Genomic DNA, 18,539 nt, shown 5'->3' with positions numbered 1-18,539 from the left:
TCTTGTCAGTCCTTAGGGCCAATGCGCCAAATCGAGAAAGGAATTTCACCCGGATCGCATCGGATGCGCTGATGCTTGCCAGACCATGTGAAGCGGTGGTGACGCACGAGATCCTCGACCGCCAAGGAACCGTGATCCGGCAGACCGAACTTCCAGAGAGGCAGCTCCACGTCGGCTTCCTGTACATTGTAAGGGTCGAAGCTGACGGCCACGAGCAGAACGTTTTCACGCCCTGGTATCGCTTTCTCAAAGAAGAGGATCTTGTCGTTCCAAGCATCGAGGAACGAGACGTTGAGATGGGAATGCAGGGCTGGGTTGTCGCGCCGGATCCGATTCAGAATCGAAATCTCCCGGATGATGTTGCCGGGTCGGTCCCAATCCCAGGCGCGGATCTCATACTTCTCGCTGTCTGCGTATTCCTTCTTCTTGATGTCGGGCCGACCTTCGCAGAGCTCAAACCCGCTGTACATGCCCCAGAGCCCTGAGAGCGTCGTCGCAAGAGCTGCGCGGATCAGGTAGGCAGATCGAGGGGCATTCTGCAGGAAGTCGGGGTTGATGTCGGGTGTATTCACGAAGAAATGCGGCCGGAAGAAATCCTTCGGCGCCGTCTGCGAGAGTTCGGTCAGGTACTCCGCCATCTCCCCCTTCTCGTTGCGCCACGTGAAGTAGGTGTAGGATTGCGAGAAGCCGATCTTGGCGAGTCGGTACATGATCTTCGGCCGCGTGAAAGCCTCCGATAGGAAGGCCACCTCCGGGTGGTCGCGGCGCACTTCCCCAATCAGCCACTCCCAAAAGGGGAATGGCTTCGTATGGGGATTGTCGATGCGGAAGAGTTTTACGCCCTGCTCGACCCAGAGCAGAATGGTGTCGCGCAGCTCAAGCCACAGGGACGGCATCGCGCCCCTGGCATAGAAATCCACATTGACGATGTCCTCGTATTTCTTGGGCGGATTCTCGGCGTACTTGATCGATCCGTCTGGCCGCCAGTCGAACCAGTCCGGATGGTCCTTCAGCCAAGGGTGATCCGGGGATGCCTGAACGGCGATATCGAGCGCCAGCTCCAGGCCGTGTTCGGCTGCAGCAGTGACGAGACGCCGAAAAGCCTCGAAGGTGCCGAGTTCGGGATGGATCGCATCATGGCCGCCAGCCTCGGAGCCGATGGCATAGGGACTTCCTGGGTCATCCGGACCGGCTGTCAGGCTATTGTTGCGTCCTTTCCGGTGCGTTCGACCGATGGGATGGATCGGCGTCAGGTAGAGAACGTCGAACCCCATGTCGCGGATGTAAGGCAGCTTGCGGATCACATCGTCGAACGTGCCGTGGCGATGGGGATCGTCGCTCATCGAGCGCGGGAACAACTCGTACCAACTCGCGAATCCGGCCGCCGTTCGTTCGGCATCGACGGGGATTGCCTCGGAGCGCACGATGAAAGGCCGGCTGTCCGCTGCCGTCATGATCTCCGATGTGTCCGACGCCAGAAGGATTTCAAGCCGCGCGTCGTAGTCCGCATCGACGAGGCTGTCGGCCAGAGCATGGACGCGGTCTGCGACGCCTCCCCTGGCTTCAGCCCTTGCCTCCTCAACCAGAAGGCGCCCCTCTTCCAGCTCCAAGGTCACGTCGAGACCGGCGGTGTATTTCTTCTCCAGCTCCGATCGGAAGATCGCAAAGGGATCCCGCCAGCCCAGGACGGCAAATTCATGCCGACCGAGCCGCTCCAGCGGGAATTCCGCGCTCCAGCGATCGTTGACCAGGAACGTCATGCGGGTTTCGCGCCACTGCCCCTCGTCGACGGCCCTCCAGGCCAGAACGGCCGACAGAGGATCGTGCCCATCGCCAAAGATATCGGCTTCCACCCTGACCACTTCGCCGACGATCCGCTTGACCGGGAACTCACCGCCATCGACGGCGGGCGTCACATTCTCGATGACGAGCCGAGGTGCCAAGAGAGCCTGCTCGACCGCCGACACCAAAACCGCCCCTCGGATCGGCCTCGGTGGGTATCCTTCGAGGATCCGGACCTCGCCTGGATCAAGTCTCACCGTCGATGCCGGAGTGAGTTCGAGGCCACCCTCACCCACTTCGCGAAACGGCATGAACTGGGCGCCGCTCTCGGACGCCAGGAACGCACCGGTAGCCTGTGCAGTTCGCCGGAGATCGGAGTTTGCGATGATCAGGCGCGCTGCCTTGCTCTGCCGCACATCCTCCGCGTCGGTTCTCAGCAAGGCGGTCACCTGGGACGCATGCCCCACGACGAGATGCACAGGCTTGCGGGCGAAGTTCTTACCATTGCGAGCGAGCAACTGGTTCGCCGCACGGACTTCTGCCGTGAGTTCAAAGCTGCCGCGTTCTCGCAATCCCCTCAGCCCCGCTCCATTGCCCCGGGTCGGGTCGAACCGCTCCCGGGAACCGAATTCGAAGCCCATCGGAACGAGAAGACCGTCACCGACGGACGCGGCAAGCCGCAATGCGCGGGTTGCTCGCCGTTTCAGCACATCCAAGGGCTCCACCTCATGGGTGATGCGCTTGTCGAAGGGAACCTCAGGAAAGGCGATTTCGTAGCCGATGCCTCTCAGCTGTTCGTGCTCGTCGGCAATCCAGCTTTCCTTCAGGTCCCACCAGCACAGCGAGGAAAACGTCCCGTCGAAGCCGGCGCCGCGCAGCGCCTGCCTTGATGGGAGGTTGGTCCCGGGGGTCCAGGCAAGAAAACATATCTCGGGCCTATCTCCTCTGGCATCCGCTATAAAGCGCCTCAAAGCGGATGCGGGCACCGTGTCCCAGTGCAGACAGCGAAAGCCGGTGATCCCCGCAGCGACGAGGGCACGCAGGTGCTCGGCCAGGATTCTCAGATGTGCATGATCGTCACCATCGAACGGAACGATGACGGCCTCCCTTTCAGCAGGGTCCTGCCGTGGATCGAGGATGTCCGTGCCTGAGGCAGCGAGGCCGAGTTCGCGGGCAAAGGCGCTATCGGCGGCTACGCGATCGACAACGAGATCAAGCGCCAGGGAGAGGTTGCGAGCACTGGCCTTTTCGGCAAGCCGCGCAAGACCATCGACCGCCTTGTCGCGACCGAGGCTCGGGTGAAGCCGGGTCATGTCCCTTGGCAGGAAGATACTGCCGCCCTGTCCCGGCTCGAATGGCGGAGCCATCAGAATGGTGTCGAAGCCTAGGGCGGCGGCGTGATCGAAAATCTCATCCCAGTTGTCCAGAGGTCCGGCCAGCAGCGGGTGCACGTAGTAAATCCGCGGAGCCTTGCGGCTCACCTCTTTCATCCGCGCGATCTGGGAGCTTGCGAGGAGACTGTCTGCTGGTGACACGGTTCGGCCCTGTCGCTATTCGATTGGATCAACCTAGGGCGAGCCCACCACCGGCACCGGAAAGACCGGGTTGACCAGCAGAGCCTCCCTGTCAGAAACAAGCCCCCTTGGCTTTGGTTCCTGTTCCAACCCAGATCGCTTGAGGCCCGCTTAACGAAACCTGTTCTGACCATGGTCATGGTACGGGAACGATGAGAGCGATCCTAAGCCGGCGCAACTTCGGAGAACGGATACCGTCCCTTCTCCAAGTTTGTGGAGATGTGCGGTTCTAAACCCGCATCAGAAGCGTCGCTCAGGCTGGAGAGGAAGCGTTGGCACCAAGCTTCGACGGTGTTGGTCCGCAATCGGGCCATCATTGAATCCCACCGCTCTCGTCTTTCCTCCAAAGGCATCCGGAGAGCCTGTGCAATCGCTGCTGCGCAGGCTTCCGTATCATAAGGATTGACGAGAATGGCGCCATCGAGCTCGTGCGCTGCGCCTGCAAAGCGCGACAGGATCAGGACGCCAGGATCGTCCGGTTGCTGAGCCGCGACAAACTCCTTTGCAACGAGGTTCATCCCATCACGCAATGGAGTCACGAGGCCGATCCGAGACATACGGTATAACCCAGCAAGGGCCGCATGCCCGACCGTCCTGTTGACGTACCGGACAGGGGTCCAATCGACCTCACCGAGGCTTCCGTTGGTCCACCCTGCCTGCTCAGCGATCTCGCGCTGCATGCGCTGGTACTCAGGAACATCCGAGCGCGATTTTGGGGTGATCTGAATATAAGTAACGCGGTTGCGGAAGTCCGGATTGGACTTGACGAAACAAGAGAACGCCTCGATACGCTGCTTCAAACCTTTTGAATAGTCGAGCCTGTCTACCCCGATGATCAAGTCCCGATCCCCAAGGCTGGCCTTGGTTCGACGCACGAGAGCATTCCGTTCGGCATTGGCGGCGGCACGGACAAAGGTTTCGGTATCGATCCCCACTGGGAAGGCACCGATCCGAACCTTATGGTTTTCAATCTGATGCTCCCCCGTTCCGATCGGAGATCCGATGTTCTCGCGGATGAGGCAGCGCTGAAAATTCTCCGCGTCCTGCGGCGTATGAAAGCCGACGAGATCGTAGGCGCCGAAGCCTTGAAGGAGTTGCTGGTAAGCCGGCAAGGCACTGGCGACGTCTGAGGGTGGCCATGGGATGTGCAGGAAGAAGCCGATGCGGTTCTTGAAACCCAGCCGACGGAGCTCCGCAGCCAGAGGAATGAAATGGTAATCGTGAACCCAGATCACGTCATCGGGCCGCAGCAATGGGGCGAGAGAAGCCGCAAAGGCGCGGTTGACCCGGAAATATCCATCCAGTTCCTGCCGCTCGATCTGCACTAGATCGAGCCTGTAGTGGCAGACAGGCCATAACGCCCGATTGGCGAAGCCTGCATAATACTCGTCGTAATCCTGCTGGGAGAGATCCAGAACCGCAAAGGTGATATTGCCAGCTTGCGAGACCTTTGCCTGGTCTGAGGGATTATCGACCGTCTCGCCGGACCAGCCGAACCACAGGCCACCGCTCCGCTTCAATGCCCCCTCAAGAGCGACAGTAAGCCCGCCTGCTTTACTCGCGCCGTCCCTGCGCACGGGCACGCGGTTCGAAACCACAACCAGACGCTGCTGATGAGATGACGAGGGTTGTTTCTTGCTCCGAACCGACCCGAGTGGCCGTTTGGCCTTATCCGGAGGGGAACCCGGCGCGTCAACCCGGCTTTCCAAAGGAGCCGGAATCGCCCGATCTTGTGCTTCTCGCGTGATATCTGGGATGTCGGCCATGGCCTGACCTTGAACGAACGGTGAAGGTTAAACCATCCGGGCCAGAGGCAGTTCCCGCAGCTGTAAAATAAGCCGTCGAACCTTCACGTCTGCTCACAACAACCTTGACTTGAAAGAAAATTTCACTTCGAACTGCGGCGAGGCGTCACGCTCTCTGGGTAATTTGATAACTATTGTTGAGTATCATTCTGAAGTTGCTATCGGTCTATTAAAAGAGTGCCGACACAATACAGGCGAGATTGCTTCTTGCTTGATCATTGCAGACTAGGGGTTGCCTGTGGAGAGTTTCGATCAAAGCCTATTGCCCGCCTCCATTCAACATGACGAGGCTGAGATCACTTTTGCGGCGAGCGAGACGGCGCAGCCAGCAGAGGGCAACGGAGCCGAAGTATTTCAGCAGGCGATCCTGGCGAAGCTGACCTATAACGTCGGCACGAACCCGGCTCATGCGACCGATCATGATTGGTTCACCGCAACGGCCCTGGCAGTGCGCGACCGCGTCATGGACCGTTGGATGGTCTCCAAAGGATTCAATCAGGCAGGCCACAAACATATCTGCTATTTCTCGCTCGAGTTCCTGATCGGGCAGCTTCTGTCCGACACCCTGAACAATCTCCGCCTGACTGACTGCGTGAGAGAGGCTCTTGCCGGACTCGGCGTCGATCTTGATCGGATCCGAGCGATTGAACCGGACGCCGCCCTTGGAAACGGCGGCCTCGGTCGGCTCGCTGCCTGCTTCATGGAAAGCATGGCCAGCTTGGAGCTCCCGGCCTACGGCTACGGTATCCGCTACGAGCATGGTCTGTTCCGCCAAGGCCTCCGCGATGGATGGCAGCAAGAGCTTCCCGAAGACTGGCTCGTTCGAGGAAATCCCTGGGAGTTCGAGCGCTCGGATCTGGTTTATCAGGTACCGTTCGGCGGCTCTATCGAGAAGATGTCCACATCTGGTGGGCCGACAGGATTTGTCTGGAGGCCTGCCGAAACCGTTCAGGCGGCTGCCTTCGATACGCCCGTCGTCGGCTGGCGTGGACGCCACGTCAACACCTTGAGGCTTTGGTCCGCCCGGGCCGCCGAGCCGCTGCGGCTCGATGCCTTCAACTCGGGCGACCATGTGGGTGCCCTGGCCGACCGCACCAAGGCTGAAGCGATTTCCCGCGTGCTCTATCCCGGCGACGAGACCGAGGCGGGCCGGGAGTTGCGCCTGCGCCAGGAGTTCTTCTTCACCTCGGCCTCGCTGCAGGATCTGCTGGCCCGGCACACCCGGCTGCATGGGGATCTCAACACTCTGCCGGATCACGCGGCGATCCAGATGAACGATACCCACCCAGCCCTCGCCGTGGCGGAGCTGATGCGCCTTCTGATCGATGAGCATGCTCTGGCGTGGGACGAGGCTTGGTCCATTACAACCAGGACGCTGAATTACACCAACCACACCCTCATGCCTGAGGCTCTTGAGCGTTGGCCCGTGTCGTTAATGGAGCGCCTTCTCCCGCGCCATCTCCAGATTATCTATCATATCAACTGGCTGCACTTGGAGCCGTTGATCCGCCGATCCGCCGATGTCGAGCTCATCAAGGCCGTCTCAGTAATCGACGAGAGCCAGGGCCGTTATGTGCGGATGGGCCATCTGGCGTTCATCGGCGCCCACAAGGTCAATGGCGTGTCGGCACTCCATACCGGGTTGATGCGCCAGACCGTGTTCCGCGATCTCAACGCGCTCTACCCGGATCGCATCGTCAACAAGACGAATGGCATCACCTTCCGTCGATGGCTTCATCAGGCGAACCCGCAACTGACGCATCTCCTAACGCGGGAACTCGGCGAAGCGGTTCTGGACGATCCCGGAGCCTTGATTAAACTTGAGAGGCTGGCAGACGACAGCGCTTTCCAGGATTGCTTCAGAAACCAGCGCCACGCATCGAAGGTCAATCTGGCCAAGATCGTAGCTGAAAGAACGGGTGTGCAGATCGACCCGGGTGCCCTGTTCGACGTTCATATCAAGCGCATCCACGAATATAAGCGCCAGATTCTCAACATCCTGGAAGTGATCGCACTTTACGACGCCATTCGCTCAGAGCCGGAGCGGAATTGGGTGCCGCGGGTCAAGATCTTCGCAGGCAAGGCCGCTGCCAGCTACCACCGTGCAAAGCTGATCATCAAGCTGGCAAACGACGTTGCCAGAATCATCAATTCCGATCCTGCCGCATCCGGCCGCCTGAAGGTCGTTTTTCTTCCCAACTACAATGTCAGCCTGGCTGAAGTGATCATCCCTGCGGCAGACCTGTCCGAGCAGATCTCGACCGCCGGCATGGAGGCGTCCGGCACCGGCAACATGAAGCTTGCCCTGAACGGCGCCCTCACAATCGGCACCCTCGACGGCGCGAACATCGAAATCCGGGAATGCGTCGGAGCGGACAACATCTTCATCTTCGGAATGACTGCCGAGGAGGTCGAGACCTACCGCAAAGCACAGATGCACCGCGACCGGTCAAGATGGTCGCCTCGATTTGAAAGAGCCATCAACTTGATGACGTCAGGCATCTTCTCGCCGGATGATCCGCACCGGTTTGATACCCTGGCGCATGCCCTGTCATCCGACGATGCGTTTATGGTGGCGGCTGACTTCGACTCGTACTGGGCAACCCAGCGCCGGGTTGATGAGCTTTGGCAGCAGCCTTCCGCGTGGAGCCGCGCCAGCGTACTGAACACCTCCAGGGTTGGCTGGTTCTCATCCGATCGCACGATCCGCGAATATGCCGATGAAATCTGGAAGGTTCCTGTCTGAGCGACACCCAAGCATGGAACTTTGATCTGGATCTTAGTTTAAGGCCTCGAACCCTCGTCAGGGGGCGAGGATATTGGCTGGTAGGCTCATGGAGCCTGCCATAATCCATAACTTCGAAGTCGGCCAGTCAGTAGTCCGGCGAACCCTGTGCGGTCGAGGCGGAACACTTATGTCGTCGTAAAGCAGTTCCTTCTCACCTCTTATGAGCCGCAACATTGGGTTCAGGGTATGAAAAGCGGTGTGGCTTGCGTCGTTTGCGGGTCCCAGATTGAAGTCCCTGATGATCATCAGCCAAGTCTATGGTTCGCGGCCTCGGAAATTCAGGAGACGAGGGCTCAATTCGGGCACTCCTCTTAATGGCCGAAAGGGCACTTCTCCCGGGTATGCCTGTTGTGGAACAGAGTTTACAGGTCTGAGTTGCCGATGGAGCCAATCCGATGAGAGGAGATCTCCATGGCGAAGTCACTGAAGGCCGGCGACAAGGTATCCTGGGACTCATCAGGCGGCCACAGCACCGGCAAAGTGGTGAAGAAGCAGACCAGTCCCACCCAGATCAAGGGTCACAAGGTTGCGGCCTCGAAAGACAATCCCGAATACATCGTGAAGAGCGACAAATCGGGAAAGGTCGCGGCTCACAAACCAAGCGGACTCAAGAAAGCGTGAACGCCAGAGCGGCAGGGTGAGAGCCCCCCAGCGGAACGAGAGGAGCCTCGCCCGGTTGTTGGCCATGGGAGTTGTGCGCGGCACCTCCCCTCCACTACATCCCACAGGAGGCTCCATGCGCTCCGCTCCTCTTCACGCGACGCTCATGCTCGGCGTTGGTCTTGCGGTTCACGGCCTTCCTGTCTGATGGTGACCAACATGACCTTGTTTGAGAAAGACGGCAGCCCCGATCTGTCGCGACGCGTGTTTCTGCGTGGCACGGGAGGCGGCCTGATGCTAGGATCCGGCTTAGGCCTGATCGGGTCGGCCTTTGCCCAAGGAGGCGGCGGCGGGCCAGTACGGGAACTGCCGCCATCTCAGCCGACAGGACCGCCTATTCCGGAAATGGAACGGGAGATGCCGATCGAGCCTGGGCGCAGGCTTGGATGGGCTGTGGTCGGCCTCGGCAAGTTTGCCCTCAACCAGATCCTCCCCTCATTCGGCGAGAGCCGCTCGTCCAAGCTTGTGGCATTAGTTTCAGGCAATCGGCAGAAGGCGGAGCAGGTCGCCCCGCGCTATGGCGTCGAGACCCACAATCTCTACGATTATCAAAGCTTCGACCGAATCGCGGATAACCCGGAGGTGGATGTCGTCTACGTCATTCTGCCGAATGCGCTCCATGCGGAGTACACGGTTAGGGCATTCAAGGCCGGCAAGCACGTCTTCTGTGAAAAGCCCATGGCCGTGACCGTCGAGGAATGCGAGACCATGATCCGTGCCGGACGCGAAGCGGGGCGCAAGCTCATGGTGGCCTATCGCGCCCAGTTCGAGCCGCATAATGTGGAGGCCATTCGCCGGGTGCGCGAAGGTGAGATCGGAGCGCTTCACCTAGTGACTAGCGATCACGGCCGAATTCTCGATCCGAAGGATCCTGCGGATCAATGGCGCATGGTGAAGTCGCTGGCTGGAGGTGGATCGCTCTACGACATCGGCATCTACTCGCTCCAGGCTGCACGCTACCTCACCGGCGAAGAGCCCGTGGAGGTTTTCGGCCAGATCGTCAACAAGAAGGACGATCCGCGATTTCGTGAGGTGGAGGATAGGATGGCGTTCCAAGTGCGTTTCCCGTCGGGAGCGATCGCCAACCTGTCCTCTTCATACTCCACATCATCCGTGAAACGCATCCAGGCCTTTGGCGAGAAGGGCTCTCTCATCCTCGATGCGGCCACGGAATACGAGAGTAATAAGCTCACGCTCCGGACCGAGAAGGGTCGTCAGGAAGTTAAAATGAAGGAGCAGAGCCAGTTCGCGGCTGAGATGGACCACTTTTCGCAAAGCGTGATAGACAACCGCGAACCGAAGACTCCAGGCGAGGAAGGCCTGCGCGATATCCGCATCATGCAGGCGATCTATCGCAGCGCGCAGGAAGGTAAGCCTATCGCTCTCGACGCGACGGGTTCATTGCGCTGAACGATTTCGGCCGTCAGACCGCAGTCAAAGGTTCGGCACTGAAATATCCGCATCAAGCTCATCAGAAGCTGTTATTCGTGTGGCTTGCTGCCTCGACGTTATCTCGAGCAGAGAAGCGACCTTATTCGTACGGTGACCGGGGCGCCGGGCGTCATGCCTGCGCCTCTCTGGGACGCCTATTGGATCTCGCATGCCAAAGCCGTGTGGGCGGAGCGCCGGATGTGCGCCGACCCACCATCCATCCCAATCTACAGCCAAAGGCTCCGATGACGACCAGAGCGGCAACAGGATGCTCCTGCGGAGGCGACGAGCGTGTCATCCACATGCCGCTGCTAGACTGGTTTGTGCTCGTTCTGCGCATCCGATGGGCGTTTCTGATCAATCTTCTCATCGGGCATTGGAGTCTCCAGCAAGCTTTACAAAGCAGTGGCTCTCCCAATTAATGGTTCCGATCTGACCCTCCCGTTCTGTATCCCGAGGGGTGCGCTGAGGGATAGTTTTGTCGAACCTGGTTCCTTTTTACTCCGAGCAAGAGGCTGACAGCGTCCGTGACCCTCAATCAGGGAAAGCCCGGCTGAACCGGGCTTTCGTCCTCTACACCCCAGCAAGGGTCATGGCAGGGTTCGCAAGAGATGAACGACGGCAGGTGCACTCAGAGATACACCCGAGAGAAAGAGCAGAATGAACACAATACGGCGCATCGCCGCTGCTGGCACCGGAGGTGGCCAGCGACGCGCTGTATAGGTCGCGCCCATGACCGCCGGAATGGCCAGAAGCCCTGTGAGGTTCGAGCTAGATGGTAGATCGCCAGAGAGCACCACGAGGCCGATACGAAAGACCGCATTGAGCGCAAATACAGTCACGAGAGTTTCCCGGATCTTCACCAATGGCATGGGCTGGCGGTAGAAATGGTAGACGAGCGGTGGCCCTGCGGTCGAGAACATCCCTCCCATCAGGCCGGCAATGGAGCCGAAGAAGAGGAACGATCCTTCACCTGACTGCTTCGCAAGCGGCTCCGGCTTTCGCGCCAGTTGCACGCTTGAGATGATGATCACGATGCCCAGGATCAGGCGCAGAATATCGGCACGGGTTCCAGCAAGCCATTCCAGCAACCAATAGCCGCCGAAAAGCATCGGGATGCTGGCGGCCATGACGAAGCCGAACTCTCGCCACGCCACATCGCGCCAGCCCTTCAGCAACATCTGCGTGGCGTTCACCAGAGTCAGCACGCTCACAATCATAGCGGCATCAGGCAACGACAGGAGACCTGTCAGTCCAACCCCGCCCATGGTAATAAGCCCGAAGGCAAAGCCGGTGAGAGTCTGGGCATAGGCTGCGGCACCAGCCAGCAGAAGAAAGCCGATGAGTTCCGCAACCGACATCGCTCAGAGTGTCCTCAGGCTGGCGAACAGCTCTGCGAAACGTGAGTCAGCGCGGTAGAACACCGGCGGCTGACCGAATGGCGCCGGTACGGTCACGTCGCTTCCGCCGGCGAAAGTCTCGTTCGTCCAGACATGGACCCACTCTGCTCCCGCAGGAAGATAAGTGCTCCACTCGGTCTTATCGGCCTGCGAGACGGGAGTCACGAGAAGGTCCGCGCCGTAAAGATAAGCGTCCTGGATGTTATAGGTTCGGGTGTCGTGCTCGAAATGCAGAAAGAGAGGACGTTGTATCGGCAGACCTCGCGTGGACGCCTCCTCAACAAGAGATTTCAGGTACGGCACAAGATACACATAGACCTGCGTCATCCGGGCGAAATGGGCCAGCACCTGCGGATCCTGGTCAATCTGGAGGTTGTCGCGCGGGCGGTTGCCCTCGTGCGTGCGCATGACCGGCGTGAAGGCTCCTATCTCGGCCCAACGCATGATGAGCTCCGGCGTGCGCACGTTGCCGAAGAGGCTCGTATAGCCGCCGATATCCGAATGGTGGTAGGCATTGCCGAGGAGTCCGGACGAGAGCGCTCCGGAGATGACGGTCACGAGGCCATCGTGACGGGTGAAGTCAACCGATTGATCGCCCGCCCAGAGCAGCGGGCAGTGCCGCTGAACTCCTGTGAAGCCGGCCCGCATGAAGAAAAGAGCCTCACCGGTCTTTCCCCTGCTCTCGATGGCGCGGGCATTCACCTCCGCCCACAGTGTCGGCCAGGCATTGTGCATCACCTTGGCATCGATACCGTTGGCGAGATTCACGTCGATGGGGAGGTACTCGCCGAAATCGGCCATCCAGCCGGAGAGCCCGTAATCGATCATGTTCTGGCCGATGACGCGCTCGGCGAACCAGGCGGAGGCTTCCGGGTTCGTGAAGTCAACGACGCCGCAATCGAACTCGCCAAAATCGACCAGAGCCGTTTTGCCGTTCCCGTCCGTCGCGAAATAGCCTGCAGCCTCTGCCTCCGGGAACAGGGAGCCATCAACGGCCAGGTAGGGATTTACATATCCGAGGAAGCGGATGCCGCGATCCTCCAGCTCGGCGATTCGCTGGCGCAATCCGGGATAGCGATCTTCGTTTGCCTTCCAATCCCAGAAGAGACGCGCGCCGAAAGAGGTGTGGCGCAGCCCCACCCAATCCTCGCACCAGAGTCCTGAGACCTTTGTACCGGCCGCGATGATGCGTTCGAGCCGTTCGAAGGACCTGGCCCCGTCCTTGATCCCAATAATCGCGCCATTGTAGACCCATTCCGGCAGGGGCGGTTGGCGGCCGAAGCGCTCGGCCATCGCCTCCACGAGAGAAATGAATGTCGGGCGGGCTGTCAGTTCAATCCGTTCCGGCACCGCCCAGACTTCGATCTCGTGGAAGTCGTCGCGTCGGAAGTCGAAAGCCGAATAGGCCGTTGTTTCCACGTGCAGCGCATAGTGGCGGGAGGAAAGATAGGTGGGCTGTGGGTAATTGGTATTCCAGTAATCGCCGCCCGACTTGCCTGTAACGTCAGCCTTGAAGGTGATCTCGGTGGTCTTGTCGCGGCCAACACCAGGCTCGGATGTCCAGAGGGGAAAGCGCCGGCCGCGCATGTCGAAATATGACATCTGCTCGCCGCCGCCCCAGACATGCTCGCCCTGTTCCGCCGCGATGCGGATCCAGAGCCGGTTGATGGCAACATCATTGGTCCGAAACGCGATGGCACCGTTTCGATCGTCGCCCGAGACCTGCAGGGTCAGGCGAGCCGGCTGTCCTGGCGCAGCCGAAAATACGATCTCTGAATCGGACACGACCGCATGGGCCAGCGGCGTGCGCTCAATGACGTAGTCCTCTATGTCGAAATTGCCGCGATACATGTCCATGCGTGCATCGCCTTGGCCGACAAACAGGCATGGGGCATCGCCGCGGTGGCGCAGGATCAACGTGCCTTCGAGAACGAGGTCGAAACCGTTGGAAGTCGTCTGGATCTTCATGGATTAACTCAATTCTGCGTCAGGCCGGCGTCGACGATGAAGTTTGCTCCCGTGCAGCCGCCGCTCTCGTCGGAAGCAAGGAAGAGCGCCATCCGGGCCACATGGCTGGCGTCGAGCCGGAACTTGAGTGCTTGCAGGTCAAGGAACTGCTGGTTCAGTTCAGGTGTCAGCCAGAGCTTCTTTTGCCGCTCGGTGAGAATGGCGCCCGGCACGATGCAGTTCACCCGAATACCCCCAGGGCCCAACTCGCGGGCCAGCGTACGCGTCATCCCATTGATCGCCGCCTTGGCGGTCGTATAGCCCACCATGCCGGGACGCCCGCGCATCCAGGAAATGGAGCCCATCATGATGACCGATCCACCACGACGTGCCGCCATGCCCTTGGACACTGCCTGCGTTGCGAAGAATTGGTGATCCAGGTTGAGAGCCAGCGCGCGCCGCCAGTAATCGGGCTCCACTTCTCCCATGTCGTGCCGGTCGTCCTTGCCGGCGTTGTTGACGAGGACATCCACACGGCCATGATCGTCCTCTATTCGGGATAGCGCCTCGCGGAGAGCTGGAATGTCGGTAACATCGCAAGAGTAAAAGCTCGCACCGGTTTCCTTTGCAAGAGCCTCCCCTGGTTCCTTTGCGATGTCGATGAAAGAAACACGCGCACCCTGAGCGACAAAGCCCTTAACCATCTCCTCACCGATTCCGGAGGCACCGCCAGTGACGACAATGGATTTGCCCGCAAGGGAACGGTATTGAGCGCTTGTATAATCGAACGACATGGCAATGCAGCCTTAAACGGAAAGGTCGAGTTGATATTCAGGCAGCCCCGGCACATCGACCGGCATGGTGAACAGGCTGCCGGAATGTGGTAAGGCCGCCAGCTCATTTTCGGAACGACTAGTGCGGGCGGATGTCACGTAGAGCGTTTTCAGATCGGGACCGCCGAAGCAGATCATGGTGGGGCAGCGAGCCGGAATGGGATATTCCGCCAGCAGGAGCCCGTCCGGCGAATAGCGCTGGATCCGTCCGCCTTCGAACAAAGCTGTCCAGTAGCAGCCTTCCGCATCCACCGCCGCGCCGTCGGGACGGCCGCGGTCGTTTTCCGTGGGCTGGAGACGCACGAACAGATTTTTGTCCGTGGCTTCACCCGATGCAGCATCATAATCGTAGCGCCAGACCGTAAAGGTGGGCGTGTCCGAGTGATAGAGGGTGCGGCCATCGGGCGAGAAGGCAACGCCGTTGGAGGTCAGAAGACCCGCAGCGAGTGGTTCCAACCCGCGGGAGTCATAGCGATAGAGATGTGCCTTGCCGCCGTCCTTGGGCTCGTCGATTGTGCCCGCCAGGAAGCGCCCGGCCGGATCGACACGCCCATCATTAAACCGGCTCGTGCGCTGATCTTCCGGATTGTCGGCGAGCTTCTGCAGCCGGCTTCCACCAGCGTCGAGCAACCACAGGCCTGAGCGGAATCCTGCAATGAAGCCGCCGCCTTTGCGAACGCCGATGCAGCCGATCTCCTCCGGCATGGGAATGGTTCGGTGCGCACCAGTTTCAGGCTTAAAACGGTGTAGCGCCCGACCCTTGATGTCGACGAAATAAAGCGCCTGCTCCTCGACGGACCAGACAGGGCATTCGCCGAGCTCGGCTCGGACATCCAGCGCCACCGTGAGCTTCATGACAGGGCCTCCACGTCAAACCGCACCTGCGCCGTCACGCGCTCACCCGGCTTGAGAACCTTGAGGCCGTGACCGGTCAGGTCGGGCCGGTTAATGGCGTTGTTCAGGTGACTCACAGGCTCGACGGCGAAGAAATCCCGTCCGTGAGGAACATACACCACGAGATGACCAAACAGCGGATCAGCGTCGACGCGCAAGGCAATCTTCTCCTGATCGTAGACGATGCGAGCCTTGCCATCCCAGCCTGCGAAGCAGTTGTCGAGACGGGGCTCACCCAGCTCGCGCATGCTGCGGTAGCTCCAACCCGCTGGGACTGGAATACCGTCCATCGGCAGCGAGTCACTGCCACTCGGGTAGACGCGCTCGGCTGCGAACTGCAAGCGAACTCCTGAGCGCTTTGGGAAGAAAGGGTGTAGCCCCAGCCCGGCCGGCATTGCGCGATGATCCTCGCTCTTGAGCGACAATGTCAGCGTCAGTCCATTGGGAGACAGCGTTAAGAGCTGCTCGGCACGGTAGGCGAAGGGCCAGCCTCTCGCCTCGCCGCCCTCCGGACGATGAACGAGAACGAGACGGCAGTGTGTCCCATCAGCCTCCGCAACCTGCCAGGGCTTCTGCCAGGCGTTGCCATGGATAGAGTGCGGGTGATCGCCGAAGTTCAGTGCCAGCCGATGCTCGATGCCATCGAACGAGAAGCGCCCATGTGCGATGCGGTTGCTGTAGGGAATCAGCGGATAGCAGCTGGTCTGGCGCACCAATCCGTCACGCAATGCGTGCTCAGAGGTCTCTCGCATGAGAGCCACATCACCATGCCAGAAGCCAGCAATAGCGCCGCCAATGGATGGCGCCAGATCGAGCTTCAGCGCATCGCTCCTCAGCGTGACGATCAGGGTAACCTCCTCAATGATTTAGTAGGCTGCGGCGGGCGCAACAGGAGCAGGCACGGCCTCGCCCCTCAAGTCGCCGAGCCACTCGGAGGCGCGGCTTGTCATCATGGCGATGTCGGAGGCCACCGCCACATAGCTGTAGCCGTAACCGATGAAGCGGCGCACCATGTCCGGATTAGGGCCGACGATGCCCACCGGCCTGCCGGCCTCACGTGCCATCTTGGCGGCTTTCTCGATCAGCGCCTGGACATCGGGATGCGCGATGTTGCCGATATGCCCCATGGCGGCGGCAAGGTCACCAGGGCCGACGAACAGGGCATCGATTCCTGGAACGGCGGCGATCTCCGGCAGCCGCTCTATCGCCTCAGGCGTCTCGAGCTGGACGATGACTGCTACCTGATCGTTGGCCCGCTTGAGATAGTCCGCCACGCGGCCGAACCGCGAGCCGCGATGTACAGCGGCAACGCCGCGTACGCCCTCCGGCGGATACTTGGCGAACGCGACGGCTTGACGAGCCTCTTCGGCCGTCTGGACGAAAGGCAGCATGATTGTCTGGGCGCCCGCATCAAGCACGCGCTTGACGAGAACCTGATCGTTCCAAGCGAGGCGCACCACCGCATCAGCCGGCGTGCAGCCGATGGAGCGCAGGATATGGGCCAGATCCGACACTTCGATCGGCACATGCTCCATGTCGACGACGAGGAAGTCGAAGCCGCTGTAGCCCATGGCCTCGGCCGTCGCGGGCGCTGCTGCCATGAGCCAGGTGCCAAGTGGCGGCTTGGGACCCTGCCCTTTCAGCCAGCCTTTGAAGCGGTTCTCGATGCTGATCATAACGAAACCTCTAAAAGATGGACGGCTCGGCCACGAGGTCGCGGGTGGACAGGAAATCGAAGTCGCAGCCTTCGTCGGCCTGGGAGACGTGGCGCTGATAGAGGGCCGCGAAGGAGCGTTCGTAGCGCAGGGCTCCCGGCTTCCACTCGGCGCGGCGGCGCTCCAGTTCCTTCTCGTCTACCTTCATATCGAGGCGCCCGGCTTCCACGTCGAGTTCCACGAGATCTCCGGTCTTGAGGAGACCGAGAGGGCCGCCGATTGCCGCCTCTGGCGCTACGTGCAGGATGCAGGTGCCGTAATGGGTGCCGCTCATGCGCCCGTCGCAGATGCGCACCATGTCGCGCACGCCCTTTGTCAGGAGCTTCTTCGGGATCGGAAGATTGCCCCATTCCGGCATGCCAGGCGCGCCGACCGGGCCCGCATTGCGCAGGACGATGACCGTATCCTCCGTGATGTCGAGGTCGGGGTCGTCGATGGTGCGGTTCATTTCGGCGGGGCTGTCGAAGACGAGGGCAGGCCCGACATGCCTCAGGAATTTCGGATTGGCCGCCGAGGACTTCATGACGGCGCCGTTGGGAGCGAGGTTACCGCGTAGCACGGCCAGGGTCTTGCCCTGCGAGAGAGGCACGACCGGATTGTCCTCACCACGAATGACCTCGTTATTCCAACACTCGGCTGTGGCGATGTTTTCGCCGAGCGTCCTGCCGTTCACGGTCATGGCATCCTTGTCGAGATGGTGCTCCAGCTTCTTGAGTAGCGCCAGAAGCCCACCAGCAAAGTAGAAGTCCTCCATCAGGAACTCGCCCGAGGGAAAGAGATTAGCGCAGACCGGCACCCGGCCTGCCATATCGGACATGTCGTCGAGGGTGAGATCGACACCGGCCCGACGCGCCATGGCGATCAGGTGAACGGCGGCGTTAGTCGAGCCGCCGAGCGCCATATAGGCGACTAGACCATTGCGGAAGCTTCTCGCATCGAGAAAGCGGGAGGGTTTGAAATCCTCCCAGATCATCTCGATGATGCGCTCGCCGCAGGCCGAGGCCATGCGCGGATGGCCGCTGTCGGCAGCTGGGATAGAGGAGGCGCCAGGAAGCGTGAAGCCCATGGCGTCCACGATGGACGTCATGGTGGAGGCCGTGCCCATGGTGTTGCAGGTGCCGATGGAACGGGTCATTCGGCTTTCGAGATCGACCCAATCGTCCTGCGTGATGTTGCCGGCGCGAAGTTCGTCCCAATACTTCTTCGTGTGGGTGCCGGCTCCGGTCTTGTGCCCTCGCCACTGCCCGTTCGACATGGGTCCCGCAGGGCAGTAGATCACCGGAAGGTCCATGCTGATCGCCCCCATGAGAAGGCCGGGCGTAGACTTGTCGCAGCCGCCGAGAAGTACGGCGCCGTCGATGGGGTGCGAGCGCAGAAGCTCCTCGACTTCCATGGCGAGGAAGTTGCGGTAGAGCATGGTGGTAGGCTTCACCATTACTTCGCCAACGGAAAGAGCCGGCAGTTCAACCGGATAACCGCCTGCCTGCCAGACACCGCGCTTCACCGCCTCGGCGCGGTCGCGCAGATGCGAGTGGCAGGGGCTGAGATCGCTCCAGGTGTTGACGATCGCCACGACGGGCTTGCCGAGGAACTCCTCCCGGCGCATGCCCATCTGCTGCGTGCGTTGGCGATGGGCGAAGCCGCGCATGTCGTCGGAGGCAAACCAGCGCTGACTCCGCAGTTCTCCGATTGTTCGGCGTGTCATATCAA

General features: G+C 60.5%; 12 protein-coding genes. 3 read left to right on the top strand and 9 right to left on the bottom strand.

Translation table 11 applies throughout. From position 1 onward, the window contains the following. Positions 1 to 5: 5 nt before the first annotated feature. Positions 6 to 3,263 (bottom strand): maltotransferase domain-containing protein, encoded by a 3,258-nt coding sequence (locus tag I2H36_RS02730; protein WP_343234383.1) that lies wholly within the window; start codon positions 3,261 to 3,263, stop codon positions 6 to 8. A 257-nt stretch (positions 3,264 to 3,520) separates the two neighbouring features. Beyond that, the gene (gene otsA, locus I2H36_RS02725) at positions 3,521 to 5,122 is read right to left on the bottom strand and encodes an alpha,alpha-trehalose-phosphate synthase (UDP-forming) (RefSeq protein WP_196262321.1); all 1,602 of its coding nucleotides are present in this window, start codon (positions 5,120 to 5,122) and stop codon (positions 3,521 to 3,523) included. 301 nt (positions 5,123 to 5,423) lie between these two features. Here otsA and I2H36_RS02720 point away from each other — a divergent pair, with 301 nt between their 5' ends. The 3 genes from I2H36_RS02720 (at position 5,424) to I2H36_RS02710 (ending at position 10,019) form a co-directional block, all read left to right on the top strand. Then, entirely contained in the window at positions 5,424 to 7,907 is a 2,484-nt protein-coding gene (locus tag I2H36_RS02720; protein WP_210330892.1) for a glycogen/starch/alpha-glucan phosphorylase, read from the top strand. Between the two features lie 453 nt (positions 7,908 to 8,360). Further along, complete coding sequence (locus tag I2H36_RS02715) at positions 8,361 to 8,570, top strand: hypervirulence associated TUDOR domain-containing protein (protein WP_196262320.1); 210 nt, start codon at positions 8,361 to 8,363, stop codon at positions 8,568 to 8,570. A gap of 198 nt (positions 8,571 to 8,768) precedes the next feature. Further along, the gene (locus I2H36_RS02710; protein WP_246718606.1) at positions 8,769 to 10,019 is read left to right on the top strand and encodes a Gfo/Idh/MocA family protein; all 1,251 of its coding nucleotides are present in this window, start codon (positions 8,769 to 8,771) and stop codon (positions 10,017 to 10,019) included. Between the two features lie 611 nt (positions 10,020 to 10,630). On the opposite strand, the gene I2H36_RS02705 is transcribed toward I2H36_RS02710, so the two are convergent. The 7 genes from I2H36_RS02705 to araD all read right to left on the bottom strand — a co-directional run bounded on the left by I2H36_RS02705 (position 10,631) and on the right by araD (position 18,534). After that, entirely contained in the window at positions 10,631 to 11,401 is a 771-nt protein-coding gene (locus I2H36_RS02705) for a sulfite exporter TauE/SafE family protein (protein WP_196262319.1), read from the bottom strand. Positions 11,402 to 11,404: 3 nt separating this feature from the next. Then, positions 11,405 to 13,408: an alpha-glucosidase gene (locus I2H36_RS02700; RefSeq protein ID WP_196262318.1), complete on the bottom strand. Its 2,004-nt coding sequence runs from the start codon at positions 13,406 to 13,408 to the stop codon at positions 11,405 to 11,407. A gap of 8 nt (positions 13,409 to 13,416) precedes the next feature. Continuing rightward, positions 13,417 to 14,181 (bottom strand): SDR family NAD(P)-dependent oxidoreductase, encoded by a 765-nt coding sequence (locus tag I2H36_RS02695; protein ID WP_196262317.1) that lies wholly within the window; start codon positions 14,179 to 14,181, stop codon positions 13,417 to 13,419. Positions 14,182 to 14,193: 12 nt separating this feature from the next. After that, entirely contained in the window at positions 14,194 to 15,075 is an 882-nt protein-coding gene (locus tag I2H36_RS02690) for an SMP-30/gluconolactonase/LRE family protein (protein WP_196262316.1), read from the bottom strand. After that, positions 15,072 to 15,911, bottom strand: coding sequence for an aldose 1-epimerase (locus I2H36_RS02685; RefSeq protein ID WP_343234393.1), 840 nt, complete (start codon positions 15,909 to 15,911; stop codon positions 15,072 to 15,074). The genes I2H36_RS02690 and I2H36_RS02685 overlap by 4 nt, the downstream gene beginning before the upstream one ends. A 69-nt stretch (positions 15,912 to 15,980) precedes the next feature. Then, positions 15,981 to 16,790: an HpcH/HpaI aldolase family protein gene (locus I2H36_RS02680; protein ID WP_196262314.1), complete on the bottom strand. Its 810-nt coding sequence runs from the start codon at positions 16,788 to 16,790 to the stop codon at positions 15,981 to 15,983. A gap of 10 nt (positions 16,791 to 16,800) precedes the next feature. Continuing rightward, entirely contained in the window at positions 16,801 to 18,534 is a 1,734-nt protein-coding gene (gene araD / locus I2H36_RS02675) for an L-arabinonate dehydratase (protein ID WP_196262313.1), read from the bottom strand. Between the last annotated feature and the right edge of the window lie 5 nt (positions 18,535 to 18,539).

It is taken from the genome of Microvirga terrestris, from assembly GCF_015694425.1.
In the GTDB taxonomy this organism is placed as follows: Bacteria; Pseudomonadota; Alphaproteobacteria; order Rhizobiales; family Beijerinckiaceae; genus Microvirga; species Microvirga terrestris.
This window is presented reverse-complemented; position numbering and strand designations above follow the sequence as displayed.